We start from the raw sequence: 23,825 nt of genomic DNA on the forward strand, positions 1-23,825 counted from the left end.
TTATAAAGGTTAAAAAGATGAAAGAAAGCTTAATTGAACTGAAAGATGTCACTCTAAGAAAAGAAGGAAAAAACCTCCTTTCCCATTTAAATTGGACTGTTAAAAAAGGGGAAACCTGGGCCATCCTTGGACTGAATGGTGCTGGTAAATCGACCCTCCTTCGTCTCTTAATGGCAGAATACTGGAAAACAGAAGGAGAGATTTCTGTGCTCGGGACGCAATTTGGACAAGGGGGTATCCCTGAGCTCCGCAAGCGAATTGGAGTGGTTAGCTCCTTTATTTCTGAGCGCATCCCTGAATCTCTATCCCCAGAAGAAATTGTCCTCACTGGGAAATACAAGAGTAGCATCCTCTATACAACTTATGGAGAGAAGGAACTCGAAGAAGCTCGGTCCATGTTGCGTCGCATCGGTGCTACTTCTTTGATTGGGCGAAAATACAGGACCCTCTCTCAAGGGGAAAAACAGACGATTCTTATCGCCCGTAGTCTCATGGAAGAACCCGATCTTCTCATCTTTGACGAGGCATCAAGTGGGCTCGACTTGTTTGCTCGGGAAGCCATCTTTCAGCTGATCCACCAGATCAAACAGATGGAAAAGGCACCGACCATTCTCTTTGTCACCCACCATGCAGAGGAAATCACCAAGTCCTTTAGTCATGTCCTTCTCCTCAAGGAGGGACAAAGTTTTGCCCAAGGGCCTAAGGAGGAAATTCTCACCCAAGAAACTCTATCAGCTTTTTATGGGGGAAAGGTCCAGCTGATTCCTATCGGGGAAGATCGCTATTACATTCAGCCTGACCAGTAATCATCAGCCTACTAATACAAATAAGAAAGAGATTGGGACAAACGTCACCAATCTCTTTTCTTCTTCTATCTTAGATAGAACTGTCATTTTTTATCGATTTCGAGCGTAATTGATCATATCATATGGTAGAGTATTGGCACTTTCTTTCAAGGAATAGTTTTCCAATTCGTTGACATTTTGCCGCATGCGACGTGCATACTTGGCCGAAATCAAATGCTGCTCCTCATATTCGAAAATGAGTTTTCTCTCCAGGTAATAGCCTCTTAGCATCTCATCAATATTATTGGGCTTGATCCGATTGATAACCCGCTCTACAAAGGCTCCACTGGTAATCAAAGACGTTTCACGCAGGCGTGATTCTTGAAGGAAAGAAACCAGGCTACTGCGATAAACCCCTTTTAGATTTTCCAAACTCTCGATAATAATTTCCGTATTCGCCAAATACAAGGCGGCAATCTGATCATAATCGATCGCTTCGAGCTTATAATTTTCTCCATTTTTCCATGCCCGAATACCTGATCCAAAGGTCAACACTTCGTGGAAAAGGAGTCGGATTAGGCGGAAGAGCACCAAGAAATAATAGGTCAGGCGTGATGAAAGATTGCGGTTGACCTTCTGCTCCATGGCTCTGAGATAACGTTGATAGACATGGTAGCTTCTATCTCGAATCTTTCCTTCTTCATAGGCTTGTTCCAAGCCATCGTTCTCGATACTGAGAATAAGGAGTTTCAGTTGCTCCCAGTCTCTTTGAGTGGCCTTATCCTCCTGATTGAGAATCATATTTTCTATCCGCACATGATAATTATCAATAGCCGCATAGAGAGGCCCCTTCTGCTTGGTCACTGTCAACTCCTTCTCCAATAGCATGACGACATCGTTTAAGATAGCAATGTGCATCAAATGATCATTGGATTCCTCTTTGTCTTCGGAGAGCTTCGGTAGGATGAGGAGTCCGATTAAAAAACTACACAAGGTTACCCCGGCTACTAAAAACAAGAGAACTGGGTATTCTGCTTCTAGCTGCGTCGGTATCAAGAGAATGGTCGCGATGGACACCGTTCCTTTAACTCCCGAAAAGGTCAACAAGAGGGCATCTTTCAGATACTTATCAATGGATTTTTTCAATCGGAAACCACGGTACCAGTAAAATCCATACACCATCAAAAAGCGAATCAGGAATAGGAATCCCGTCAATAAGAGAACGGTCACAATCAAGAGCAGATTGTTGTAAAAGGGGGTCCTAAGAATTGGCTCAGAAATCATCTCAAGCTCCATCCCCAAAAGGACAAAGACGGATCCATTGAGGACAAAATTGACTGTATTCCAAACCGTATGGGTCACCGTATCGACTTTAGCTTCTAGTAGGGTAATTTTCTTAAACCGACTAGCCTTTAGGATGCCCGCCACGACAACCGCAATAATCCCTGACACATGGATCTCTTCTGCAATAAAGAAGGTTATCAAGGGAAGACTCAATTCTAAAATGAGCTCACTGGCAATATCTGTCGCCCGAACACTCAACAATAATTTTTGAAGTCCACGATTGACGGCCGCTGTTACAATCCCTACTGCAAAACCTCCCAAAATAGAGATTACCAAGTCCCAACTAGCCTGTCCCAAGGAGAAGACTCCAGTGGTCCAAGCAGCCAGAGCTACTCGAAAAGCCACCAAACCTGAAGCATCGTTGAGCAAGCCTTCTCCTTTTAAAATGTTGGAGACCCGTTTAGGGAAGGTAAAGCGTTCCGAAAGGGAGGCAAAGGCCACCAAATCTGTCGGACCGAGTGCTGCCCCAACTGCCATACAGGCAGCTAGTGGAATTCCTAGCCACAAGAGATGAGCCAACCATCCCAAGCTAAGGGTCGAAATAAAAATAACTGGGAAGATTAAAAAGGCGATTATGCGCCAGTGCTTGAGAATAGAAGTAATATCCGCTTCTTCTGCCTCTCGAAAGAGGAGGGGACCAATAACCAAAGCCAAAAAGAGCTCGGTATCTAAGTGATACTCCGCATTGGGTAAGAGAAAGCCAATCCCAATCCCAAGGACGATCTGGATTAAGGGAAGGGGCAAGGTCGGAATCAACTTATTGGTCGCATTGGAGACAATCAGGATTAGGGAAAAGACAATGGCATATACAAGAATTTCCATCCCTTATCCTCCTGATCGTTGGTTACAACAGTCCTCAAAGAGTTGTTTTTGTTCTTGGATCTTTTGATCAATCTTTGTCAGATCCTTGTGCTCAATTTTCTTCTGGCAACGTTCCATTTCAAGAGAGACCAGCTTCTTCTTGATTTTGATCATCTTTTTGCTCATCCGTGCTTCATCCAAAAAACCGACAGCACGTTCATGAGACGTTGACTCCACAAAATCGTGGCGAAGGGCTTCAATTTTATTTTTTAAAAATTCTTTATCCATGGCGGTAACTTTCTAATTTTTCGATCATCACCAAAAATGGTGGATGATTAATTTGATTGAGAGTCCGATAACTAGTAACAGTATATTCTTGTTGGGGAAGTTGAGAGACAAAATCCAAGACAGCATCTTTTTCTAAGTCTCCACCTTCATGACCATAATAGATCATGATGGCTATCCGGCCCCCTTTGACCAGGAGGTGACATAGCTTATCGATGGCTTGTATCGTTGTCCTGGGCTTGGTAATGATCGACTTGTCTGCTGAAGGAAGATAGCCTAAATTGAAGATAGCGGCCTTGACCTGATCTACATAGCGATCCACCTCTTCATGCCCCTTCAAAAGAAGGTGGGCATTGAAAAGACCTGCTTCTTCCAAACGATTCTGCGTATGGACCAAGGCCTGCTCTTGAATATCAAATGCATAAACTTCTCTGGCTAGTTTCGCCAAGAAAAGGGTATCATGCCCATTGCCCATAGTCGCATCAACGACGGTATCTTGATCCGTAATGACTTCCCTAAGAAAATCATGGGCCATTTCTAATGGTCGCAACATCCTACTCCTCCAATTTTCCTAGTTTACAGCCTTGAACACTTCCTCGACGACGCATTTCTGTTTCAATAGCATTCAGAACTTCCCACTTATTGAGACTCCACATTGGGCCTATCAGCATCTCTCGTGGAGCATCTCCTGTAATCCGGTGGATGACAATCTCCTTGGGAATAATCTCTAGCTGGTCACAGATGACCGATACGTATCCCTCCTGACTCATCAATTGCAATCGCCCTTCATGGTAGTCCCGTTGCATCCGAGTATTGGTCATCAGATGGAGCAGGTGTAATTTAATGCCCTGGATATCGTTGTCTGTTACACAACGGCGGACATTCTCTACCATCATCTCATGCGTCTCCCCTGGAAGACCGTTGATCAAATGCGAAACAATCTCAGCCTTGGGAACCTGATGACGAATCCGCTTGACCGTTTCTACATAGAGCTCGTAACTATGAGCACGGTTAATCAATTCAGATGTCGCTTCATAGGTCGTCTGCAAGCCTAGCTCAATGGTCACATGCATTCGCTTTGTCAATTCTGCTAGGTAGGCTAACGTTTCATCTGGCAAGCAGTCTGGCCGTGTCCCGATGTTAATCCCTACAACACCCGGTTCATTGATGGCTTGCTCATAGCGTTCACGAATGACATCGACGGATTCATGGGTATTGGTGAAATTTTGAAAATACACTAAATACTTTTTCACATCTGGCCATTTGCGGTGCATAAAATCAATCTCTTTGTAAAACTGATCCCGAATGGGAGCATCTGGTGCCACAATGGCATCTCCAGAACCAGAAACCGTACAAAAGGTACAGCCCCCACGAGCAACAGTTCCATCACGATTGGGACAGTCAAAGCCCGCATCAATCGGGACTTTGAAGGTCTTTTCTCCAAATAGGGTTCGATAATAATCATTTAAAGTCGTATAGGATTTCATACCCCTCATTATAGCAAAAAAGCAGAGTGAACTCAAAGTTGAGTTTCCTCTGCTTTCCACTTGTATTTCTTAAGATCGACACAACCGTTGGATTTGCATTCCACCCCTTCTGCCCAGAGAAGCGTGCCTTGCTCTTCCCAATCAGGAGCCAGGCGACCAGTAGATGTTACGACCCGATGACAGGGATAGGCCACAGCCTTTTTAGAAGTGGCCAAAACCTTGCCGACCTGCCGGGCATGGCGAGGATAGCCAATGAGTTGGGCGATTTGTCCATAGGTCGCTACACATCCTATTGGAATATGAGCCAGGACCTTTAAAACCTTTTCTTCAAATAGATCTTTCATACTTTACTTCTGCTTACTCTTAAAGCGCCATTCAAAACGCAAACGATCGTAATAAGGGAAGACCATTTGCAAAAGACCGAATCCTAAAAGCATACTTCCTGTCACGTCAGTCGGGTAATGAACCCCAACATAGACACGCGAAAGGACAATGGTCGCCATACAAAGGAAGAGGACAAGCTGAGCTAGGACTTTCCCGACTTGAGAGGTCATCCGTTGCCCTACCACAATGATCAAACTACCAAATACGAGGGTGGCTGCCAAGGAGTGGCCACTTGGAAAAGAATAGCCCCCTTCTTGGACCAAGTGTTGAAGAGCTGGCCGTGGACGCAGATAAATATGCTTCAGAATCACAACCAGTAATCCAGTTGTAACTAAACTTCCTGTGAGGAGTAGGGCCTCTGTATACCATTTCTTCCAGACAAAGAAGAGGACGATGACGCCAACCCAAAATGTGACAACTGGTGTGTTCATCAGCACTGTTACACGGGTAAAGAAGGCCGTCAGATAGGCTGGTAAATCCCCGCGAATAGCCGATTGGATCGGTTGATCAATTCCGACTAAATTTTCCGGATAAAATTTGACTACATAGCCCAGAATCATAAATAACAAAAGGGCAAAAGAGCCCTTTAAGAAATGAGATTGTTTATTTTTCATAGATTTTAAGTATGGGCTGTACGACGGTGTAAACCATCCAGAAGGTAACAGCCCAAATCAGTCCTTCTATTAGATTAAAGGGAACAACCATACTGAGAAGATACTTTTCAACTCCGACCATCTTCGCTATGTCAAAACCGACAAATTTAGCATAGAGAGGGATGGCATAATAATAATTAACTAGGAGCATGGAAAGGGTTAAAGCAATGGTCCCAACTAGACTAGCTATCACAAATCGCCCTGTGTTTTTCTTCTTATTCCAAATGACTGCAAATGCTAAGACAAAGACTAAAACACCAATGATATTAATAGGTAAGCCAACCAAGGTCTCAGCTCCTCGACCATTCAGAACTAACTTGAGAACAGATCGAATCAAAATCACCACAAATGAGCTCTTCAAATCTAACAAAACTAAGGCGAGTAAGATTGGAATCGTACTAAAGTCAACCTTTAAAAAATCAATCCCTATTGATAGTTGATAAAACATCAATAGAAAAGAAAGTGCCGATAAAACAGCCACTAGGGTCAGTTTACGAGTATTTGTCATCATAGGTTCCTCCAATTTTTACTAAAATTAGAAGAAGTTGGAAAGATTCCCTTACCCATATTCTATTCGAATCGTTTTAAAGAAAACTTAAAAAGTTTCTTGGTACTTGACTACAGATATCAGGATGCTACAAGAAAACAGCTCGAAGACTGGTTTCTTATAAAATCAAGAACATTTCCATCAAGTCAATCGTCAATAAGAACAGGTTTGTTCCTCTCTCGTCTTCTCCCATCCAGACTATACTGTCGGTTGTGGAATCGCACCACATCAGCTTGCGCTCGCGGACTTCTTTTACGAAGATATTTTGGATTAATCTAGGCGTTGCAGTCGAAGATAATACTATCGTATATCGAGACAAGACAACGACGAGTAAGCCAAAATAGCTAGTAAAAGTCACCGCCGGTCGGGAATCACACCCTGCCCTGAAGACTCCTTTATCATATCAAAAAACACCTGCTATTGCAAGTGTTTTGTAATATCAAAAGTTACAACGAAGTCCCTGTTGTAAAGAGCCTCTTCCTACTTCAACTTGTCTCCCTCATACTGATGGACTAGCTCTAATCCAGCAAATTCCTGTTGTCTGAGGGCTTCGTAAACAATCATGCACACGGTATTGGAGACATTCAAGCTTCTGACATGCTCATCATTCATCGGAATCCGAATCGCCTTTTCAGCATGGAGTCGCATAAAATTCTCTGGTAATCCTTTGTCCTCACGACCAAAAATGAAATAATGCTCTGCATCATCATTGTAGGCTACTTCCGAATAGGTTCGATCAGCAAATTTTGATACTAGGTGAACCTTTCCTCCAGCCGCAGCCTCCATAAATTCTTCCAAGCTATCGTAGAAGCGGACGTCTAACTTATCCCAATAATCCAATCCAGCTCGTTTCATCTTCCGATCATCAATAGGGAAGGCCATGGGACGGATGATGTGAAGAGGGGCATTGGTAGCTGCACAAGTGCGAGCGATATTGCCTGTGTTTTGGGGGATTTGAGGTTGATAGAGGACTACATGGTTTTTTGATTTGGTTTCTGTATAAGCTAATTCTTCGATATTCATCACGATCTCTTTTCCGACAAAAAAATAGCCACACTGCCCGGAGTCAAGCTCAGCAAACAGCGTGGTTACGACTTCATTAACTTAACTCACAACAGGTTTGAGGTAAATCAATGAGGTTACTGTATCAGTATACCACTTTCATCCCTCCTGTCAACTATTTCGGCCCAAAAATTTCACTTTTTTACATTCTCTTTCATGTATTGAAGAGACTCTGGCTCTTTATGCCCTATTTGCACCATTAAGAGGTGATTTTTTTTTGAAAATAGAGTAAGATAGAATCATACTTTGGAGGAAATATTCATGAAAATTATTGTAGTTGGAGGCGGTAAGGTCGGAACAGCCCTCTGTCGTTCCCTCGTCGCGGAAAATCACGATGTCATCTTGATTGAACAAGATGAAGCCGTTGTTAATCATATTACCAAACGCTACGATATCATTGGTATTGTTGGAAATGGTGCCAACTTTAAAATTCTAGAACAAGCAGATGTGGCTGACTGCGATATTTTTGTCGCCCTGACAGAGCAAGACGAAGTCAATATGGTATCTGCCGTTTTGGCTAAGAAAATGGGAGCCAAAGAGACCGTTGTCCGCGTCCGGAATCCAGAATACTCAAATTCTTATTTCAAAGAAAAAAATATTCTTGGCTTCTCTCTAGTCGTCAATCCTGAGCTTCTAGCAGCTCGCTACATTGCTAACAGTATTGACTTTCCAAACGCCTTGTCTGTTGAGCATTTTGCTAGTGGACGGGTCGCTTTTATGGAATTTATAATCAAAGAGGAAAGCCCTCTCTGTCAGATGACCCTTTCTCAATTCAGGAAGAAATATGGAAACATTATTATCTGTGCTATCGAACGACAAGGACAGTTAACTATTCCAGATGGGGACTTCACTTTACAAGCCTTTGATAAGATTTTTATGACGGGAAATCGAGTGGAAATCGTGAATTTCCACAATAGTATTCGTCCTCAGGTTGTTAAAAGTCTCCTCCTCATTGGTGCTGGCAAGATATCCTACTATCTTCTGAATATTCTTAGTAATAATAAACGAAAAATCGACTTAAAAGTCATTGAAATCGACCAAAAACGAGCAGAATGGTTTAGTCAAGAATTCCCCGACCTCTATGTCATCCAAGGTGACGGGACATCAAAAGATATCCTCATGGAGGAACGCGCAGGTAACTTTGATGCTGTGGCAACCTTAACGGGCGTCGATGAAGAAAACATTATCTCTTCCATGTTCCTAAATAGTATTGGTGTACAAAAGAATATTACCAAGGTCAATCGAACCAGCTTACTTGAAATCATTGATCGTCAAGATTTTTCAAGTATTGTGACACCCAAAGGAATCGCAGTTGATACGATCATGCATTTCATCCGCGGACGCTACAATGCCCGTTATTCGAATCTTGAAGCCTTGCACCACGTTGCCAATGGTCAAATTGAAACCCTTCAATTCCAGATTCGAGAAGAAAATAAGATGACTGGCAAGCCTTTGGCTCAATTGAAATTGAAAAAAGGTGTTCTGATAGCGGCCATTATCCGAAATGGGAAAGCCATTTTCCCAACTGGGGATGATCACCTCTTGATTGGGGACCGAATTATCGTTACCACCTTAATCAGCAATATCACGAAAATCTATGATTTGATAGAGGGGTAAGCCATGAATAAAAGTATGATTCGCTACCTTTTAGCAAAACTCCTTTTGATTGAAGCCATGTTGCTTTGTGTTCCGATTGTCGTTGCACTCCTCAATCTAAAGAATGATTTTGTTGTGAAAGATAGTCCGGCTGTCTTTATCTCTCTATTTGCAACCATTGCCATCCTCCTCATCCTTGGAGGAATTGGTACCTTATTCAAGCCCAAAGATTTTCACATCTACGCCAAAGAAGGCGTTCTCATTGTAGCTTTGTGTTGGATCCTCTGGTCCTTCTTCGGTGCTCTCCCCTTTGTCTTCTCAGGACAAATTCCAAACATCATTGATGCATTTTTCGAGGTTAGCTCTGGCTTCACAACCACAGGGGCTACCATTTTAAATGACGTCTCTGTCCTTAGCCCTTCTCTTCTCTTCTGGCGTAGTTTTACCCACTTAATCGGAGGGATGGGGGTGCTGGTTTTTGCCCTAGCGATTATGGACAATAATAAGAACAGCCACCTCGAAGTGATGAAGGCAGAAGTTCCTGGCCCGGTATTTGGTAAAATTGTATCCAAACTCAAGAATACAGCTCAAATCCTTTACTATCTCTATCTGGCCCTCTTCTTCCTCTTCGTCATTATCTACTTCTGTGCTGGCATGCCCCTGTATGATAGTTTTATCATTGCCATGGGGACAGCCGGAACTGGTGGTTTCACCGTCTTTAACGATGGAATTGCCCACTACCATTCGACTCTCATCACTTATTTGGTCAGTTTCGGAGTCTTGGTCTTTGGGGTTAACTTTAACCTTTACTACTACATCATGCTTCGCAAGTTCAAAGCCTTTTTCGGCGATGAAGAACTTCGTACCTATTTAATGATTGTCGGTGTCTCTTCCCTACTGATTGCCTGCAACATTTTTCACCTCTATCACAATTTTGCAGATAGTTTCGAAATGTCCTTTTTCCAAGTGTCCAACGTCATTACCACGACTGGATTTGGTTTTGGCAACACTGTTGATTGGCCGCTCTTTTCTCAGTTCCTCCTCCTCATGCTCATGGTGGTTGGTGGATCGGCTGGCTCAACTGCAGGGGGGCTGAAAGTCATTCGTTTCTTAATTCTAGCTCGAATCGGGAAGAATCAAATTCGTTCGACCCTCTCACCCAATCGGGTGATGACCCTGCATGTGAATGGCACAGCCTTGGATAAGGATACCCAGCACAAAATCTTAAAATACTTCGTAGTCTATACCTTGATTATGATCTCTCTCATTGCGATTGTCAGCTTTGATAGCAATAATTTTATGACGGTCGTCAGCGCTGTCTTTAGTTGCTTTAACAATATCGGACCGATGATTGGAACAACGGATACCTTTGCTATCTTTAGCCCAATCTCTAAGCTCTTACTATCGATCGCCATGATTGCAGGACGGTTGGAAATCTACCCTATGTTACTGCTCTTTATGCCACGCACTTGGTCAGACCGCTAAAAAAACAAAAGAGGCTGGGACAAAAGTCCTAGCCTCTTTATTGTCTTTGGATTGTCGAGCAAGACGCAGTGGTTGTGTGGGCTCTACTACGCTGATTTCATCAGCTTTTACAGCCCTACTCAACTGTGCGGAGGTGGGACGACGAAATCAAATTCTAACCAATGACCGATTTCTGCCCCACTCTCTTTTTCTTTGCTCTGAGTGAGACTTTTGATTAAAGTATGTTCGATCTTAATTTTTGCCTTTCTCTTCCTCTTCTAGGTGGCTTTTCAGACTGAAATGATCTGGAACTGGATCCACTCCCGTCTTGCTCCAGGGATGGCAACGGAGAATCCGAGCAAGCCCCATCAGAATCCCTATTAATCCATGCCGTTCAATAGCCTGAATCATATAGTTGGAACAGGTAGGAGAATAGCGACAGGAAGGCGGAAAAAGGGGCGAAAGAAAGCGTTGATAGAGACGAACAAGTCCGATTGCACATTTCTTCATTATTTTTTCGTTTTTGTCACTGCCAGAGTGTGCAATTGGCTGATTTCTTTTTTATTGAGTCGGCGGTATTCACCAGGGCGAAGTCCAGAAACGTCTAGATTTCCAAATTGGGTCCGGGACAATTTATCCACTAAGAGGCCAACAGCTTCAAACATCTTCTTAACCTGGTGATTGCGTCCTTCATGGATGGTCAATTGGACAACCGAGCGATTCTTTTCTGGGTCAACCTTTAGAATCTCATAGGTTGCTGGCTTGGTCTTTTTGCCATCAATGGTCACACCACGTGTCAAGGGACGCAAGTTTTCTTTATTCGCCAATCCCTTCACACGCGCAACATAAACCTTATCGATCTCATTACGCGGATGGATCATTTCATCCGTGAAATCACCATCATTGGTCAAAATCAAGACCCCAGAAGTATCCCAGTCCAAGCGACCGACAGGATAAATCCGTTCCTTGACTTGCGGTAATAAATCAATAACAGTTGGTCTCCCTTTATCATCTGATACACTGGAAATGACGCCTCTTGGTTTATTTAAGAGATAGTAAACCTTCTCTTCGTTGTAAATCGGTTGACCTTCTACTTCTACCTTGTCTCCAGACTTGATCGTCGTCGCCAATTCACGGACCTCTTGACCATTTACAGTGACAAGGCCTTGCTTAATCAATTCCTCTGCTTTGCGGCGGCTTGCGACACCAGCATGAGCAATATATTTGTTAATTCTCATCAATTTCCTCAGTTCTTTCTGTAAATAATTGGCTTTCTTGACCGATTAACTCAGTCTCTTCAACAATTGGTAGCTCGTCTAAGTGGTTAATCCCCATGTAATCCAAAAAGTAATCTGTCGTCACATAGAGATTGGGTCTCCCAATGACTTCTTTCTTCCCATCTTCTCGAATCAACTCAAAAGAAAGTAATTTTGAAATGGCCCCACTAGAGTTCACTCCACGAATATCATCGACTTCAATCCGAGTAATCGGCTGTTTATAAGCAATGATAGACAAAGTTTCTAAGGCAGCACGAGAGAGACTTTGATTCATTGGTGACTTTGAATACTCGCGTAACAGCTCTGCATATTGGGACTTGGTCACTAATTTATAAGTTGATGCTGTCTCCAACAAGGCCATACTAGAATCCTGATCCTGCTCATACTTTTGGGCCATTTTTTCTAAACTTTGAATCACCCCTGTGGGAGGAAGGGATAGGAGGTCTGCAATCTGCCTCACCGTTAAACCATCTTCTCCTGCAACAAACAAGAGAGCCTCCATCTCTGCAATTTTACTCATTCTTTAATCCTACTAAAATAATATCTCCAAATGGTTCGTCTTGAAGAGCCTCAACTTCTTGTACTTTAATCAACTCCAAAGTTGCCAAAAAGACAGTAATCAGTTCGTTCACATCTTTGGCTTCTTCAAAAATATCTTGGAGCAAGATTCTCTTGCCAGGCTGACACAAGCGACGAACCTCATTCATCAGGTCTTCAATTTTATACTCATCTCGAACAATGGTCGTATGATTTTGTCGAAATTCTTCCTTCTTTTTCGTCAACAATTTTGAAAAGGCTAAGAAAAGATCAATCGTGGTCTTATCATGGACCAATTCTGCATCATCATAGACTAATTCCGTTTTGGGTTTTGAAAAGTACTGGGCTCTCTCCTCGTGTTGAAGGGCCATCTTTTCACCCAATAATTTAAACTTCCGGTACTCTTCGATTTGAGACAGGAGGTCCTGTTCTAAATCTTCTTCATCAGCTACTTGCTCCGCAATTTTTGGAAGGAGACGCCGACTCTTAATCAAGGTCAACTGACTGGCCATCAGCATGTATTCACCAGCGACCTCTAGGCGCATTGCTTGAAGGGTCGTCAGATAGGCCAAGTACTGCTCGATCACCTCAATCAGAGGAACCTCATAAATATCCATCTGGTATTTTGAAACGAGGTGTAAGAGAAGATCCAAGGGACCTTCAAAATCCTTTATTTTAATATCCATTACTTATACTTTTCTAAGGTTACTAGGGTTTTTAAACCTAGCTCTCGGGCGATGCTAAACAGATCCATCCCCTGTTCTCTTTGTTTTAAAATATATTGTTCCCGTAAGGATTGCGCCGAAAGATTTTCAAACCCTTTTTCCAATAGGAAAGACTCTAATTGACGGAAGCCCCACTGACGCGAATAGGCCTTACCCTTGTTATCAAATAAATAAGTCCCAGTCATCAAATCTGTCAACTCTCCTAGAAGAGCATCCGGAATGCGCAAGACCCGTTTCTGTCCTTCTTTCCCTACTCGTAAAACCTGAAAATCGAGTTCAATATCAACGATTTTCAACTGAAGAATTTCACTAGGCAACAAGCCCATCTCGACAATCAAGAGGGCAATCAAGCGTCCTTGGGATAGGTCTGACCCTTCCCACAAAAGGGATAAATCCAATAGCTCTTGATCGTGGCTCTTGGACACAGAGACTTTTGGAAGGACCAAGCGATGATAATCCTCAATAACCTGATGTTGATAAAGATAAAATAGAAATTGATTGACGGCAGAAAGCTTCCGTTTTTGAACAGCTGGTTTAAAATCCTTAATCGAAGCTTGATAAATTCGAAGATTGGTATCTGAGACATGGTTATGAACTGTATCCACGAACTGATCCAAATCATAAGAATAGGCCGCCTGCGAATTTTCACTTAAGTCTTTTTCTTTGATAAAACTAGCTATGTATTCTTTCATATTTTCCTCATCTCATATTCATTTGAGAAATTGTGCATGAGGGAGTTGATGGCTTTTAAAATGGATTTTCGAGTAATGATTCCTTCAAAGACTCCATCTTCTGAAACAACCGGTAGAAAGGATTCCTCTACCAACTTATGCAAGACTTCTGTCACAGTATAATCTTTCCCTAAGCGCTCTCCATCCTTTTTTGTCATATGAACGATGTCCATGGATGAAAAGACGTCATCAGAATAATCATGTTTCATTTGGTAAGAAAGAATGTCTGTTAAAGAAATCGTCCCTACGTACTTCATCTGATCGGTCACAACAGGAACACGAGTGTAGCTAATTTGACTGAGCACCAAGATAGCATGATCCACATTGTGCGTATCAATCAAGACAGCTAAATTGCGCGCTGGAGTCAAAAAAGTTTTTTCTTCTCGAAGTATAAATTCCTCAAATTCCTTAGCGATCATCGATCAAACTCCTTTGTAAGAGGTTCATACACCTCATGTTTCCGATTTAAAAATTCAACTCGATAGGAATCTGCATCAATTTCCACTTTAGCATAGAGGCACTCTTGAATGGGCCCCCGCGGTAAACTGACTGACCCAGGGTTCAGAAAAAGGGTACGCCCTTCCTTCCAAGCATCCGGAATATGCAGATGGCCATAGAGGCAGATATCTGCATCTTCTTCCTGGGCCCACAAATCTAACTTTTGAAAACTAAAATTAATTTGGAAAAGATGGCCATGGGTTTGAATGATCCGAGTAGGACCCAATTGCGTCACCAAACGTTCCGGGTACTCCCCATAAAAGTCCATGTTCCCTTTGACAACATGAATGCCTTCCCATACAGGATCGGTACTTTCTAACTCAGAATCCCCGTTGTGAAAAATGGCATCGACCTTTCCGTTATAGTGGTTTTTGATCTCTTCTACGATCTGACAATCACCATGAGAATCGCTCATGACGATGATTACTTGTTCTGCCATGCTGGGAATACCTCCACTAATTTCTTTACGGCTAAAGCTCGATGCGATTGTTGATTCTTTTCCTCTAGAGTTAGTTGGGCAGATGTCTTACCTGTTTCTCCAACTAGAAAGAGGGGATCATAGCCAAACCCATTTTCACCTTTTGGCTCAAAATTGATGTATCCTGGCCAATCCGCCTCCACAACAAGGCTTTCCTTACCAGGACTGGCAACCACTAAGGTTGTATGAAATTTTGCTGACCGATCCTTCAATTCAAAGACCATCGCCAGCTCATGTAAGAGCTTAGCATTGTTCTCTAGGTCGGTCGCTCCTACACCTGCAAAGCGAGCAGACCAGACACCTGGTAAGCCCCCAAGGATATCGACCATGAGTCCTGAATCATCCGCCAACACCATTTTCCCTGTTAACTGTGAAATCGTCTCAGCTTTTAGGCGAGCATTTTCTTCGAAAGTCATTCCTGTTTCATCTACTTCTGGAAGATCAGGATAATCATTGAGATTCTCCACTTCAAAGCCCATTTGCTCAAAAATATGACGAAACTCTTTGGTTTTTCCTTCATTCCGAGTAGCGATTAGCAAGCGATCCTTAAGGCCTTCCTGCCCCAAAAAATCTGCAAGTGGAAGACCATTCTTTGGCAGATAAACAGAGAGCAAGCGTTCTCCTTCTACAATGAGAAGTGCTCCTTGCCGTTGCACGATTTCAATTTTCCGGCCTAGTGTTTCCTCCACGATTTGAAAGAGGAAGGTCAAAAACTGCAAACTAGAGGCATAACGGACAACTGTAAGATTCAGGGGGAAGCCCAAGTCTGTGTCTCCAACTAGTGATTCTACTAAGTCAACAAGCTCAGAAGCTTCTGAAGAGACTTCACTATATTCGTTATAGTCACTCCGATCTCCCCATTCAGCTAAAAACCAATTTAAGGCATCTTTGTATTCATATATCTTTTGGTTCATAATTCTACATGCTCCACATGAACGACTTGATGCAACCAAGTCTTGGCAATCGCTGCAAAACTGGCTGCATTAGCCGTTGTATAAAATTGATGGTAGCAATCCTCCAATTGGCGACTGCGATTAATCTCAAAGTAGTTGAGTAAGACCGAGATATCCCGGACACACTCTGCCCCGCTATCAATTAATTGAACCTCTGGCCCCATGACATTTTGGATAATAGGACGAAGAAGAGGGTAATGGGTGCAGCCCAAAACCAGCGTATCTACCCTCCCGGCAAGGGGTTTCAAGGTTTCATAGACGACTTTTTTTGTAACACTGGACTGCAACTCATTGGATTCAACCAGAGGGACAAATTTCGGACAGGCTAAACTCTCAACTGCCATTTCTGGTGACAGGCTTTGAATCTTCTTACGGTAAATATCTGAGGCGACCGTCATCGGTGTCCCAATAACGCCAATTCGTTTGCTTCTCGTCGCCTTGATCGCTGCGGAAGCTCCTGGTAAAATCACTCCTAAAACGGGGATATCCAAGGCTTCTTTTACCTCTTCCCATACAACAGCTGTCGCTGTATTACAGGCCAAAACAATCATCTTCACATTTTTCGTTAGGAGAAAACGAACCATCTCCCAAGTATAGTCACGAATTTGATCTGCTGGTCTCGGGCCGTATGGTGCTCTGGCAGAATCACCAATATAGACGACCTCTTCATGGGGTAGTTGCCGCATCAATTCGCGTACAACGGTTAACCCTCCGACACCCGAATCCAAAAAACCAATTGGTCGATTGTCCATCTGCCTTCCTTTCAAAACAAGGGACCAAGAAAAATCTTAAAGTCCCCCTACTTATTTTATTGTGTAATCAGTCTTGCTTTTATTTCTTCTTCGTGTTCAAAGATGCTTTTTGTTGGTTCAAAATTTGACGGTATACTTGTTGTACCTTCGCTTCACTTGGACGTTGTCCGCTAGCTCCCAATAAAGTACGAACCGCTTCAACATTCAAGCGTGGGTTTGATGCAAATTCTTTTTCAAACTGCTTACGAAGTAGGTACATACCTGCCAACATCCCACCAAAGAAAGCAAGGATAATCAATAAAATTGTCAAAAATGTAGACATAAGTGTTTTTCTCCTAAATTCAATATTTACACATTTTCTATTATACCAAAAAGGCCCTATTTTTCAAAGTCAAAGCCATACAATGTTGCAAAGTAATCCTCTGGTTTTTCGGCCCGTCGGATGAGACGAGTTTGGCCCGATTCTTCTAATAAAATCTCGGCAGATCGAAGCTTGGCGTTGTACTGATAGCCCATGGAATAACCATGCGCTCCTGTATCATGGATGACCAAGAGATCCCCAATCTCCGAGACAGGAAATTCCCGATTCTTGGCAAACTTATCATTGTTTTCACACAAACTACCAACAATGTCTACTAATTCTGTCTCTCCATCTGGACGATCGAGATTGGTGATATGGTGGTAGGCCCCGTACATAGCAGGGCGGAGCAGGTTGACGGCCGAAGCATCCACTCCTAGATAGGTCCGATAAGTCTGTTTCTTATGGGTGACATGGGTGACTAACAAGCCATGTGGTGCCAACATGAAGCGGCCTAATTCCGTATAGATGTTCACTTGATCTAAACCGGCAGGGATTAAAATAGCCTCGTAAGCACGACGGACACCCTCTCCAATCACAGCGATGTCATTCGGCTGGTCTTCTGGTTTGTAGTTCACTCCAACCCCTCCAGAAAGGTTGACAAAATCCAAAGTCACCCCTGTCTTTTCAACAACTTCTACAGTCAACTGGAATAATTGCTTAGCCAATTCTGGATAGTAATCATTAGAGACGGTATTCGAAGCCAAGAGGGCATGGATTCCAAAGCGCTTAACCCCCAAGTCTTTTAACTCACGGAAGGCTTGGATCAATTGCTCCTTGGTCATGCCGAACTTAGCCTCCTCAGGGTGATCCATGATATCCGTTCCCAGTTCAAACACCCCTCCTGGATTATAGCGGCAAGAGATAACCTCCGGTAGAGTTGCAACAGACTGTAAGAAAGCTACGTCTTCGTAGGCATCCAAGTTGATAGTTGCTCCTAGTTGACGGGCAAAGACCATCTCTTCAGCCGGCGTATTATTCGAAGAAAACATAATCTCTTGGTCCGTAAATCCTAATTTTTGTGCCATCAACAATTCCACATAGCTAGCACAATCCACGCCACATCCTTCTTCTTTGAGAATTTTTAGGATGGCTGGATTAGGAGTTGCTTTGATAGCAAAGTATTCCTTGAATCCTGGGTTCCAAGAAAAAGCTTGATGAAGGGCACGAGCTGTTTGCCGGATCCCAGCTTCATCATATAGGTGAAAGGGAGTTGGATAAGTTTCAGTAATTTGTTTTAATTTCTCTCTGCTAATAAATGGACGTTTCATTTGAAGATTCTCTTTTCCAATTTTCTTTAGTATATCATAAGTTTTCCAACAAAAAAAGCCGGTTCCCCGGCTCTTTCTATTAATCATTGCGTCCAAAAATACGTAAGATATTGATAAACAAGTTGATGAAGTCAAGGTAGAGTTCCAAAGCCAAGGCAACAACCCATCCATTTGTTGGCTGACCATTGGATTGTTCATAGACATAACGAATCTTTTGGTTATCCCAAGCAGTCAAACCTGCAAAGATAATCACACAAAGAATGCTAAGGACATAATCCATACCAGAGCTTCGTAAGAAAATATTCGCAATCGAAGCAATGATAATACCAATCAAGGCTCCCATAAATGCTCGGCCCATTGTAGATAAATCTTTTTTAGTTACACGACCAATCGCTGACATGATGAAGAACATCAAGGCACTGACTACAAAAGCTTTATAGACTGTCGCTTGAGCATAGCGAGCAATGATAAAACTCAAGGTAAAGCCATTCAAAGCGGAATAGGTTAAAAAGAGAGGCAAGGCCATGGGATTGTTTTTCACCGATTGTCTAGAAGCGACAAGGACTAAAATCAATTCAACGGCAATGGCAATATAGTAGACCCATGGAGCCTGAATTAGAATATACATGAAGGTTTCTTGGAAAAGGGTCATCATCAAAGCTGATACAACAGCTGAGATTCCAACTCCAACTCCGACGAGAGAATAAATTTTGCTATAAAAGCTATTAAGGCCACTTTGTTCGTGGATAACGGTTTGTTGATTCATGATCAATCATTCCTTTCAAACTTAAATTATTATGATTTTAACATTTTTCGATGGAAAAGTCTCCTCTTTGACCACTTTTTTCTCATTGGTTCTGAGGCTTCTTTGATAGCCCAGTACTTATCGACCATGGTCACAAGGAAAGATTCTTTGTAACGTGGTGGAGCAAGCGTCAATCCCCACATATGTTTGAGGATGATATCCTCTTCTTTTTTATTGAGGCTTGTTATCTTTTTTGCATTTCGTACAGCTATTCGTGGATGCACCCAAGCATGGCTCTTATTGAATTTGACTTGACGCCAATCATAGTAAAAAAGATCGTGCAGAAGAGCTCACCTCGCTGTACTTTTGGTATCCCAGCCCATCTTCTTAGAAATACAGTAACTGGTGTAGCTAACATGAATAGAATGCTCCAAACGATTGGAGTGAATATGATGCGGAATTTCCTTTAATTTTTGAAGTTTTGGGTGTTGAATCAAATGTCCCACTTCAGCCATATATTCTTTATCTTTCCGATACACGAGTCTCACCTCCTTAAATCTGACTAGCTCACTCTTCTTAAATCATAGAAAACATCAAAATCCCTGCTGCAACTGCGACATTCAGACTTTCTGCTTGACCCGGCATCGAGATATGAATCAGCTGATCTGCTTTCTCAGCCATCTCTGAACTGATACCTTGGCCCTCATTGCCCATAACTAATACAAAAGCAGGGACTTTTTCCACTTTCTTATAGTCAACGGAGTCCTTGGATAAGGTGGTCGCATAGATGGGGAGCTGGCTCTCTTTAATACCTTTCAAGAGTTGCTCTTTGTTTAAACGGATAACAGGAAGATGAAAATGACTTCCCTGCATGGAGCGCAAGGTTTTCATATTATACAAATCCGCAGATTGATCGGTTAAAAGCACCCCATCAAAGCCTGCTGCATCAGCAGTCCGAATCATGGTTCCAACATTGCCTGGATCTTGTACATCCTCTAGCAACAAATACCGTCCTTGGGTCAGCTGAAGATGATGAATCGGATTTATCTTGACTTCAGCCACAATTCCTTGAGGACTTTTTGAATCAGAAATTTCTGCTAAAACTTCAGGAGATACGATGGTCACCTTCGCATCTATCTTGATCTTATCTACGAATTCTTCCAGAACAAAGACTTGTTCAATCGGAACCTGATGATTGACAGCTTCTTCATAGAGATGCCACCCTTCGATGAGGTAGGAGTCGGTTCGGTATTTTTTTTGATGAAGTTTTTTAACTTTTTTAATCCCATTATTGGACTTAGAGGTTATAATATTCATAAGACTATTATACCACATTCACAGGAGGAGCTTCTCCGTCCTGAGTAGGAATTCAAGCACAAGGAGGACAAGCATGCAAAAAGTTAAAATGACGGCCCAAGGACGGGTTCAAGGTGTTGGCTTCCGCTGGGGAGTTTATAGCTTAGCACTAGAAATCGGAGGTATTACAGGTCGGGTCTGGAATAATGATGACGGCACAGTTACTATCCTTGCCGCCTGCGAAGACAATACCCTCATGGCCAAATTTATCCAAGAAATACGAAAAGGTCCGACTCCTTTTTCCAAGGTTTCTTATCTAGACGTCCATCTGGCGAACTTCGAACCCTACAAAGATTTTAAAATTTCAAATTAAGTCTTAAGAACTATTGTTAATTTGATAAAAAAACAGTAGAATAGAAAGGTATTATTTAAAATTAAAGGATAAAAAACTCGTGAAAAAATATAAACGTTATCTACTTGCAGCCCTCAGCTTGTCTGCCCTCCTCCTCTTAACGGGATGTGTCAGCATTGACAAGACGACCAAACAACCGACCGGTTTCGTCTGGAATCTCATTGGAAAACCAATGGGAGAAGCCATCAATTTCTTTGCGACAGATCTTGGGCTTGGCTTTGGTTTAGGGATTATCTTAGTAACCGTAATCGTTCGAATCATCATCTTCCCTCTAGGTATTTATCAATCTTGGAAGGCAACCTACCAATCAGAAAAGATGAACTACCTCAAACCGATCTTTGCACCGATTCAAGAACGTATTAAAAATGCAGAGACTCAAGAAGAAAAACTACTTGCCAATTCTGAATTGATGAATGCCCAAAAAGAAAACGGCGTCAGCCCATTCGGTGGTATTGGATGTCTGCCTTTGTTGATTCAAATGCCATTCTTCTCAGCCCTTTATTTTGCAGCTCAATACACTCCGGGTATCAGCAAGGACTCATTCCTTGGCATTGGTCTCGGTTCAAAAAGCCTGGCTTTGACCCTCGTTGTTGCTGTTCTTTACTACATTCAAAGTATGCTTTCTCTCCATGGTATCGAAGATGAAAACCAAAGAGAAACCATGAAGAAAACAGCTCTTATGAGTCCTATTATGATTGCTGTCTTCTCTTTGATGGCACCAGCTGGTGTAACCCTCTACTGGGTAGTCGGTGGTTTTGTACAGATTATTCAACAATTTGTCATCAACTACCTCATCCGTCCAAGATTGCGGAAACAAGTTGCAGAGGAATATAAAAACAATCCTCCAAAAGCTCCAGCTTCCAATGGACGTCGCGTAAAAAAAGATATCACACCTACCAATCCAGCCAAGGCTCAACGTTCCCTTCCAACTAACGGAAACAAAAAACGAAACGCTGGAAAACAACGCAACCGTAACTAATACATACAAATAGGCCGAGATAATATCTCGGCCTTTTCCATTACTATAAAAAACGAGGCTGGGACAAAAGTCCTAGCCTCTCAATTGTCTTTGGATTGTCGAGCAAGACGCAGTGGTTGAGTGGGCTCTACTAGGCTGATTTCATCAGCTTTTACACCCCTACTCAACTGTGCGGAGGTGGGACGACGAAATCGAATTCTAACGAATGACCGATTTCTGTCCCACTCTCTTTTTATTCTGTTTTTTCAACGTTCACGATTTTTACTTGGTAGCTTCCTGCTGGAGTTTCAATCGTCACAGTATCCCCCGTTTTCTTACCAATTAAGGCATGACCAATTGGACTTTCATTTGAGATCTTACCAGCAAAAGCATCCGCTCCAGCTGAACCAACAATGATGTAGACATCTTCTTCGTCTTCACCAATTTCTTGCACGGTAACTGTTTTTCCGATCGCTACTTCATCAACAGCGACTGCATCACTATCTACAATTTCAGCATAGCGAATCTTTGTTTCTAGGCTGGAGATTTGCCCTTCAACAAAAGCCTGTTCGTCTTTAGCTGCTTCGTATTCACTGTTTTCCGAAAGGTCCCCGTATGAACGAGCAATTTTAATCCGCTCTACAACTTCTGGACGACGAACTAATTTCAATTCTTCTAATTCAAGTTCTAACTTTTGCTTTTCAGCAAGGGTCATTGGATAGGTTTTTTCTGCCATATTTATTTCTCTTTTCTATTATTTTTTTCGAACTAAAAAGGTGTGGCATGCCACATCCTCCTTAGTTTGAGCTGCTTTCTGTTAATTTGCTATTCACGTGTTCTTCCACGTTTTTAGTGTGTTCCTCAAAAGTTTTCGCAAAATAGACTTCCCCTGTCTCTACATTTGCGACAAAGTAGAGGTAGTCTGTCTTGCTTGGGTTGACGGCTGCTTCAATAGCAGATAGCCCTGGACTATCTACTGGACCAGGCATCAAACCAGTATTCTTGTAGATATTATAAGGTGAATCAATATTGGTGTCAATCGTTGCATCTTCTTTCAGAGTCGTCTTCTTGCCTAATTGACCTTGTGCGTACAAGATGGCAATATTACTTTGAAGAGGCATATCTTGGTTCAAACGGTTATAAAAGACACTGGCAATATCCTTGCGGTCTTTATCTGTAGCGCCTTCTTTTTCAATTAAAGAAGCCAGTGTCAATGCCTCATTGACATCAATATTTTTAGCTTCCATAGTGTCATAGTAGGCTGAAAGATTTTGGTTCATTGCAGCTAACATCTGGTCCACAAGATCTTCCATTTTGCTATCTTTTCCATAGCCGTAAGTAGCTGGGAAGAGATAGCCCTCTAAGCGATAGCGTACGCCACTTTCTTTAGACGGTAAGGTTGCTAGTAACTTAGGATATTTGGCTACCATCTTTTCAATAAAAGCATCATCTTGGATTACTTTTAAGAATTCTTCTTGCGTATATGGAGTCTTAGCTCCAGATTTGGAACTAGCATCCACAGAAACCACTTGCGCGATTTGATCAATCGTGTAGCCCTCAGGAATCGTAATTTTTCCTAAGACCGGTGGTTCCGGAGTTTTGGTTCCTTGCTCTTGCAATTTTTGAATAATGGTATCTAGATCCATACTCTTTTGTAAATTGAAATAACCGGATTGGAAGTTTCCATAATTCTTAAACTTGGTGTAATAGTTGAAGAACTGACCATTCTTAATCAAGCCTTTTTTCTCCAAGATAGTCCCAATTTCACGATTGCTAGATCCAGCAGGAATTTCAACGGTTACAAACTCTGTAGACTTGGTATCTATTGCATTTAAGTTAGATTTGACATAGGTCACTGCGAAAATTCCAGTTGCAACCATTAAGACAAAAAGAATTCCTAGAACCGTTAAGACGATCCGTTTAGCAATAGTATTCTGTTTTTTCTTTTTCTGAACACGTTGGTCACGATCCTTGCGCGAAACACTAGATACCGGTTTTTCTTTTCTCGAAGCAACAACTGGCTGACTTGAGATTTCTGATCGTCGAGTTGGCTCTTGCACTGGAAGAGGTGTTTCTTCTTGAGTCTCTTCTTCTATACCTTGAAGATCGGGAATTTCCGTAACTTCTGGCACTTCTGAAACTTCTGCTTCCTCTGAAATTGCTACTTTGTCCTGAACCCCAGTCTCTTCTGACACAAGTTCAGGAAGCGGTCCTTCCGTCTCGCCTTCTTTGTTTTCTGGACTAGAGATTTCTTGAACAGGTAAGTCATATTCTTTTTCAACCTGTACAATCTGCTTATTCGCTTCTTCAAGATCACGGAGAATCCGCTCTTTAAAGCTTAATAATTTTTCATTCTCTTGTTGGTTATCAGTCAAATACTTGACCCCCCTTGTCATAATCCTTAATATTATATCTTAAAAGGGATA

Annotated in this window: 28 protein-coding genes, 1 pseudogene and 1 riboswitch; of the genes and pseudogenes, 5 read left to right on the forward strand and 24 right to left on the reverse strand. The window is 42.3% G+C overall.

What is annotated here, in order from left to right; all coding sequences use genetic code 11:
• The first annotated feature begins 17 nt into the window (after window positions 1-17).
• Window positions 18-806: an ABC transporter ATP-binding protein gene (locus D8785_RS02780; RefSeq protein ID WP_185759614.1), complete on the forward strand. Its 789-nt coding sequence runs from the start codon at window positions 18-20 to the stop codon at window positions 804-806.
• A 90-nt stretch (window positions 807-896) separates the two neighbouring features.
• Here the strand turns inward: D8785_RS02780 and D8785_RS02785 are convergent, their stop codons facing one another.
• From D8785_RS02785 to D8785_RS02820, 8 genes are all read right to left on the reverse strand, one after another.
• Window positions 897-2,951, reverse strand: a complete 2,055-nt coding sequence (locus D8785_RS02785; protein ID WP_125374408.1) for a cation:proton antiporter — start codon at window positions 2,949-2,951, stop codon at window positions 897-899.
• 3 nt (window positions 2,952-2,954) lie between these two features.
• A complete protein-coding gene (locus D8785_RS02790; protein WP_125374409.1) occupies window positions 2,955-3,218 on the reverse strand; it encodes a hypothetical protein in 264 nt (87 codons plus the stop codon).
• Complete coding sequence (gene mnmM / locus D8785_RS02795) at window positions 3,211-3,768, reverse strand: tRNA 5-(aminomethyl)-2-thiouridylate-methyltransferase MnmM (protein ID WP_125374410.1); 558 nt, start codon at window positions 3,766-3,768, stop codon at window positions 3,211-3,213. The genes D8785_RS02790 and mnmM overlap by 8 nt, the downstream gene beginning before the upstream one ends.
• Before the next feature lies 1 nt (window position 3,769).
• Window positions 3,770-4,711 (reverse strand): tRNA modification radical SAM protein MnmL/YtqA, encoded by a 942-nt coding sequence (gene mnmL, locus D8785_RS02800; protein WP_125374531.1) that lies wholly within the window; start codon window positions 4,709-4,711, stop codon window positions 3,770-3,772.
• 23 nt (window positions 4,712-4,734) lie between these two features.
• The gene (locus D8785_RS02805; protein ID WP_023027145.1) at window positions 4,735-5,046 is read right to left on the reverse strand and encodes an MGMT family protein; all 312 of its coding nucleotides are present in this window, start codon (window positions 5,044-5,046) and stop codon (window positions 4,735-4,737) included.
• Between the two features lie 3 nt (window positions 5,047-5,049).
• A complete protein-coding gene (locus D8785_RS02810; RefSeq protein WP_125374411.1) occupies window positions 5,050-5,700 on the reverse strand; it encodes a phosphatase PAP2 family protein in 651 nt (216 codons plus the stop codon).
• Window positions 5,690-6,247, reverse strand: a complete 558-nt coding sequence (locus tag D8785_RS02815; protein ID WP_125374532.1) for an ECF transporter S component — start codon at window positions 6,245-6,247, stop codon at window positions 5,690-5,692. The genes D8785_RS02810 and D8785_RS02815 overlap by 11 nt, the downstream gene beginning before the upstream one ends.
• 216 nt (window positions 6,248-6,463) lie before the next feature.
• Window positions 6,464-6,681: riboswitch (FMN riboswitch) on the reverse strand.
• Between the two features lie 85 nt (window positions 6,682-6,766).
• On the reverse strand, window positions 6,767-7,309 hold the full coding sequence (locus D8785_RS02820; protein ID WP_125374412.1) for a tRNA (cytidine(34)-2'-O)-methyltransferase: 543 nt from the start codon (window positions 7,307-7,309) through the stop codon (window positions 6,767-6,769).
• 300 nt (window positions 7,310-7,609) lie between these two features.
• Here D8785_RS02820 and trkA point away from each other — a divergent pair, with 300 nt between their 5' ends.
• Both trkA and D8785_RS02830 read left to right on the forward strand, forming a co-directional pair.
• The gene (trkA, locus tag D8785_RS02825) at window positions 7,610-8,965 is read left to right on the forward strand and encodes a Trk system potassium transporter TrkA (RefSeq protein ID WP_125374413.1); all 1,356 of its coding nucleotides are present in this window, start codon (window positions 7,610-7,612) and stop codon (window positions 8,963-8,965) included.
• A gap of 3 nt (window positions 8,966-8,968) precedes the next feature.
• Window positions 8,969-10,429, forward strand: coding sequence for a TrkH family potassium uptake protein (locus D8785_RS02830; RefSeq protein WP_125374414.1), 1,461 nt, complete (start codon window positions 8,969-8,971; stop codon window positions 10,427-10,429).
• A 231-nt stretch (window positions 10,430-10,660) separates the two neighbouring features.
• Here D8785_RS02830 and yidD read toward each other — a convergent pair whose 3' ends face one another.
• From yidD to D8785_RS02900, 14 genes and pseudogenes are all read right to left on the reverse strand, one after another.
• Window positions 10,661-10,918, reverse strand: a complete 258-nt coding sequence (yidD, locus tag D8785_RS02835; protein ID WP_125374415.1) for a membrane protein insertion efficiency factor YidD — start codon at window positions 10,916-10,918, stop codon at window positions 10,661-10,663.
• Window positions 10,918-11,646 carry a pseudouridine synthase gene (locus tag D8785_RS02840; protein WP_125374416.1) on the reverse strand — a complete coding sequence of 243 codons (729 nt, stop codon included), beginning with the start codon at window positions 11,644-11,646 and terminating at the stop codon, window positions 10,918-10,920. Before D8785_RS02840 ends, yidD begins: the two co-directional genes overlap by 1 nt.
• Window positions 11,636-12,205: an SMC-Scp complex subunit ScpB gene (scpB, locus tag D8785_RS02845; protein ID WP_125374417.1), complete on the reverse strand. Its 570-nt coding sequence runs from the start codon at window positions 12,203-12,205 to the stop codon at window positions 11,636-11,638. The genes D8785_RS02840 and scpB overlap by 11 nt, the downstream gene beginning before the upstream one ends.
• Window positions 12,198-12,908, reverse strand: coding sequence for a segregation/condensation protein A (locus D8785_RS02850; protein ID WP_125374418.1), 711 nt, complete (start codon window positions 12,906-12,908; stop codon window positions 12,198-12,200). The genes scpB and D8785_RS02850 overlap by 8 nt, the downstream gene beginning before the upstream one ends.
• On the reverse strand, window positions 12,908-13,639 hold the full coding sequence (gene xerD / locus D8785_RS02855) for a site-specific tyrosine recombinase XerD (protein WP_125374419.1): 732 nt from the start codon (window positions 13,637-13,639) through the stop codon (window positions 12,908-12,910). Before xerD ends, D8785_RS02850 begins: the two co-directional genes overlap by 1 nt.
• Window positions 13,636-14,097, reverse strand: a complete 462-nt coding sequence (gene cbpB, locus D8785_RS02860) for a cyclic-di-AMP-binding protein CbpB (protein ID WP_125374420.1) — start codon at window positions 14,095-14,097, stop codon at window positions 13,636-13,638. The genes xerD and cbpB overlap by 4 nt, the downstream gene beginning before the upstream one ends.
• Window positions 14,094-14,615 carry a metallophosphoesterase gene (locus tag D8785_RS02865; protein ID WP_125374421.1) on the reverse strand — a complete coding sequence of 174 codons (522 nt, stop codon included), beginning with the start codon at window positions 14,613-14,615 and terminating at the stop codon, window positions 14,094-14,096. The genes cbpB and D8785_RS02865 overlap by 4 nt, the downstream gene beginning before the upstream one ends.
• The gene (locus D8785_RS02870) at window positions 14,600-15,568 is read right to left on the reverse strand and encodes a nucleoside-triphosphate diphosphatase (RefSeq protein ID WP_125374422.1); all 969 of its coding nucleotides are present in this window, start codon (window positions 15,566-15,568) and stop codon (window positions 14,600-14,602) included. Before D8785_RS02870 ends, D8785_RS02865 begins: the two co-directional genes overlap by 16 nt.
• Window positions 15,565-16,359, reverse strand: a complete 795-nt coding sequence (gene racE / locus D8785_RS02875; RefSeq protein WP_125374423.1) for a glutamate racemase — start codon at window positions 16,357-16,359, stop codon at window positions 15,565-15,567. The genes D8785_RS02870 and racE overlap by 4 nt, the downstream gene beginning before the upstream one ends.
• Before the next feature lie 79 nt (window positions 16,360-16,438).
• The gene (locus tag D8785_RS02880; protein ID WP_006595782.1) at window positions 16,439-16,681 is read right to left on the reverse strand and encodes a YneF family protein; all 243 of its coding nucleotides are present in this window, start codon (window positions 16,679-16,681) and stop codon (window positions 16,439-16,441) included.
• Window positions 16,682-16,737: 56 nt separating this feature from the next.
• Window positions 16,738-17,988, reverse strand: a complete 1,251-nt coding sequence (locus D8785_RS02885; RefSeq protein WP_125374424.1) for a diaminopimelate decarboxylase — start codon at window positions 17,986-17,988, stop codon at window positions 16,738-16,740.
• Window positions 17,989-18,067: 79 nt separating this feature from the next.
• Entirely contained in the window at window positions 18,068-18,754 is a 687-nt protein-coding gene (locus D8785_RS02890) for a Bax inhibitor-1/YccA family protein (protein ID WP_125374425.1), read from the reverse strand.
• 29 nt (window positions 18,755-18,783) lie between these two features.
• Window positions 18,784-19,248, reverse strand: a pseudogene (locus tag D8785_RS02895) (HD domain-containing protein).
• 61 nt (window positions 19,249-19,309) lie between these two features.
• The gene (locus D8785_RS02900) at window positions 19,310-20,050 is read right to left on the reverse strand and encodes a TrmH family RNA methyltransferase (protein WP_125374426.1); all 741 of its coding nucleotides are present in this window, start codon (window positions 20,048-20,050) and stop codon (window positions 19,310-19,312) included.
• A 73-nt stretch (window positions 20,051-20,123) separates the two neighbouring features.
• Here D8785_RS02900 and D8785_RS02905 point away from each other — a divergent pair, with 73 nt between their 5' ends.
• Entirely contained in the window at window positions 20,124-20,402 is a 279-nt protein-coding gene (locus D8785_RS02905) for an acylphosphatase (RefSeq protein ID WP_125374427.1), read from the forward strand.
• Window positions 20,403-20,481: 79 nt separating this feature from the next.
• Window positions 20,482-21,420 carry a membrane protein insertase YidC gene (yidC, locus tag D8785_RS02910; RefSeq protein WP_125374428.1) on the forward strand — a complete coding sequence of 313 codons (939 nt, stop codon included), beginning with the start codon at window positions 20,482-20,484 and terminating at the stop codon, window positions 21,418-21,420.
• Between the two features lie 232 nt (window positions 21,421-21,652).
• On the opposite strand, the gene greA is transcribed toward yidC, so the two are convergent.
• Both greA and mltG read right to left on the reverse strand, forming a co-directional pair.
• Window positions 21,653-22,135, reverse strand: a complete 483-nt coding sequence (gene greA / locus D8785_RS02920) for a transcription elongation factor GreA (RefSeq protein ID WP_125374429.1) — start codon at window positions 22,133-22,135, stop codon at window positions 21,653-21,655.
• Between the two features lie 61 nt (window positions 22,136-22,196).
• On the reverse strand, window positions 22,197-23,807 hold the full coding sequence (gene mltG / locus D8785_RS02925) for an endolytic transglycosylase MltG (RefSeq protein WP_398575128.1): 1,611 nt from the start codon (window positions 23,805-23,807) through the stop codon (window positions 22,197-22,199).
• Between the last annotated feature and the right edge of the window lie 18 nt (window positions 23,808-23,825).

This window comes from Streptococcus australis (genome assembly GCF_003943615.1).
In the GTDB taxonomy this organism is placed as follows: Bacteria; Bacillota; Bacilli; order Lactobacillales; family Streptococcaceae; genus Streptococcus; species Streptococcus australis_C.

What these genes read in the sequence shown, in the direction of transcription:
- D8785_RS02810 (WP_125374411.1), bottom strand. Translation starts at nt 5,700, where the DNA reads ATGAAAAATAAACAATCTCATTTCTTAAAGGGCTCTTTTGCCCTTTTG.
- scpB (WP_125374417.1), bottom strand. Translation starts at nt 12,205, where the DNA reads ATGAGTAAAATTGCAGAGATGGAGGCTCTCTTGTTTGTTGCAGGAGAA.
- yidD (WP_125374415.1), bottom strand. Translation starts at nt 10,918, where the DNA reads ATGAAGAAATGTGCAATCGGACTTGTTCGTCTCTATCAACGCTTTCTT.
- mnmL (WP_125374531.1), bottom strand. Translation starts at nt 4,711, where the DNA reads ATGAGGGGTATGAAATCCTATACGACTTTAAATGATTATTATCGAACC.
- D8785_RS02865 (WP_125374421.1), bottom strand. Translation starts at nt 14,615, where the DNA reads ATGGCAGAACAAGTAATCATCGTCATGAGCGATTCTCATGGTGATTGT.
- D8785_RS02805 (WP_023027145.1), bottom strand. Translation starts at nt 5,046, where the DNA reads ATGAAAGATCTATTTGAAGAAAAGGTTTTAAAGGTCCTGGCTCATATT.
- D8785_RS02890 (WP_125374425.1), bottom strand. Translation starts at nt 18,754, where the DNA reads ATGAATCAACAAACCGTTATCCACGAACAAAGTGGCCTTAATAGCTTT.
- D8785_RS02900 (WP_125374426.1), bottom strand. Translation starts at nt 20,050, where the DNA reads ATGAATATTATAACCTCTAAGTCCAATAATGGGATTAAAAAAGTTAAA.
- D8785_RS02850 (WP_125374418.1), bottom strand. Translation starts at nt 12,908, where the DNA reads ATGGATATTAAAATAAAGGATTTTGAAGGTCCCTTGGATCTTCTCTTA.
- mnmM (WP_125374410.1), bottom strand. Translation starts at nt 3,768, where the DNA reads ATGTTGCGACCATTAGAAATGGCCCATGATTTTCTTAGGGAAGTCATT.
- D8785_RS02785 (WP_125374408.1), bottom strand. Translation starts at nt 2,951, where the DNA reads ATGGAAATTCTTGTATATGCCATTGTCTTTTCCCTAATCCTGATTGTC.
- D8785_RS02790 (WP_125374409.1), bottom strand. Translation starts at nt 3,218, where the DNA reads ATGGATAAAGAATTTTTAAAAAATAAAATTGAAGCCCTTCGCCACGAT.
- xerD (WP_125374419.1), bottom strand. Translation starts at nt 13,639, where the DNA reads ATGAAAGAATACATAGCTAGTTTTATCAAAGAAAAAGACTTAAGTGAA.
- D8785_RS02870 (WP_125374422.1), bottom strand. Translation starts at nt 15,568, where the DNA reads ATGAACCAAAAGATATATGAATACAAAGATGCCTTAAATTGGTTTTTA.
- D8785_RS02905 (WP_125374427.1), top strand. Translation starts at nt 20,124, where the DNA reads ATGCAAAAAGTTAAAATGACGGCCCAAGGACGGGTTCAAGGTGTTGGC.
- D8785_RS02780 (WP_185759614.1), top strand. Translation starts at nt 18, where the DNA reads ATGAAAGAAAGCTTAATTGAACTGAAAGATGTCACTCTAAGAAAAGAA.
- D8785_RS02880 (WP_006595782.1), bottom strand. Translation starts at nt 16,681, where the DNA reads ATGTCTACATTTTTGACAATTTTATTGATTATCCTTGCTTTCTTTGGT.
- D8785_RS02830 (WP_125374414.1), top strand. Translation starts at nt 8,969, where the DNA reads ATGAATAAAAGTATGATTCGCTACCTTTTAGCAAAACTCCTTTTGATT.
- cbpB (WP_125374420.1), bottom strand. Translation starts at nt 14,097, where the DNA reads ATGATCGCTAAGGAATTTGAGGAATTTATACTTCGAGAAGAAAAAACT.
- D8785_RS02885 (WP_125374424.1), bottom strand. Translation starts at nt 17,988, where the DNA reads ATGAAACGTCCATTTATTAGCAGAGAGAAATTAAAACAAATTACTGAA.
- D8785_RS02820 (WP_125374412.1), bottom strand. Translation starts at nt 7,309, where the DNA reads ATGAATATCGAAGAATTAGCTTATACAGAAACCAAATCAAAAAACCAT.
- D8785_RS02815 (WP_125374532.1), bottom strand. Translation starts at nt 6,247, where the DNA reads ATGACAAATACTCGTAAACTGACCCTAGTGGCTGTTTTATCGGCACTT.
- greA (WP_125374429.1), bottom strand. Translation starts at nt 22,135, where the DNA reads ATGGCAGAAAAAACCTATCCAATGACCCTTGCTGAAAAGCAAAAGTTA.
- D8785_RS02840 (WP_125374416.1), bottom strand. Translation starts at nt 11,646, where the DNA reads ATGAGAATTAACAAATATATTGCTCATGCTGGTGTCGCAAGCCGCCGC.
- trkA (WP_125374413.1), top strand. Translation starts at nt 7,610, where the DNA reads ATGAAAATTATTGTAGTTGGAGGCGGTAAGGTCGGAACAGCCCTCTGT.
- racE (WP_125374423.1), bottom strand. Translation starts at nt 16,359, where the DNA reads ATGGACAATCGACCAATTGGTTTTTTGGATTCGGGTGTCGGAGGGTTA.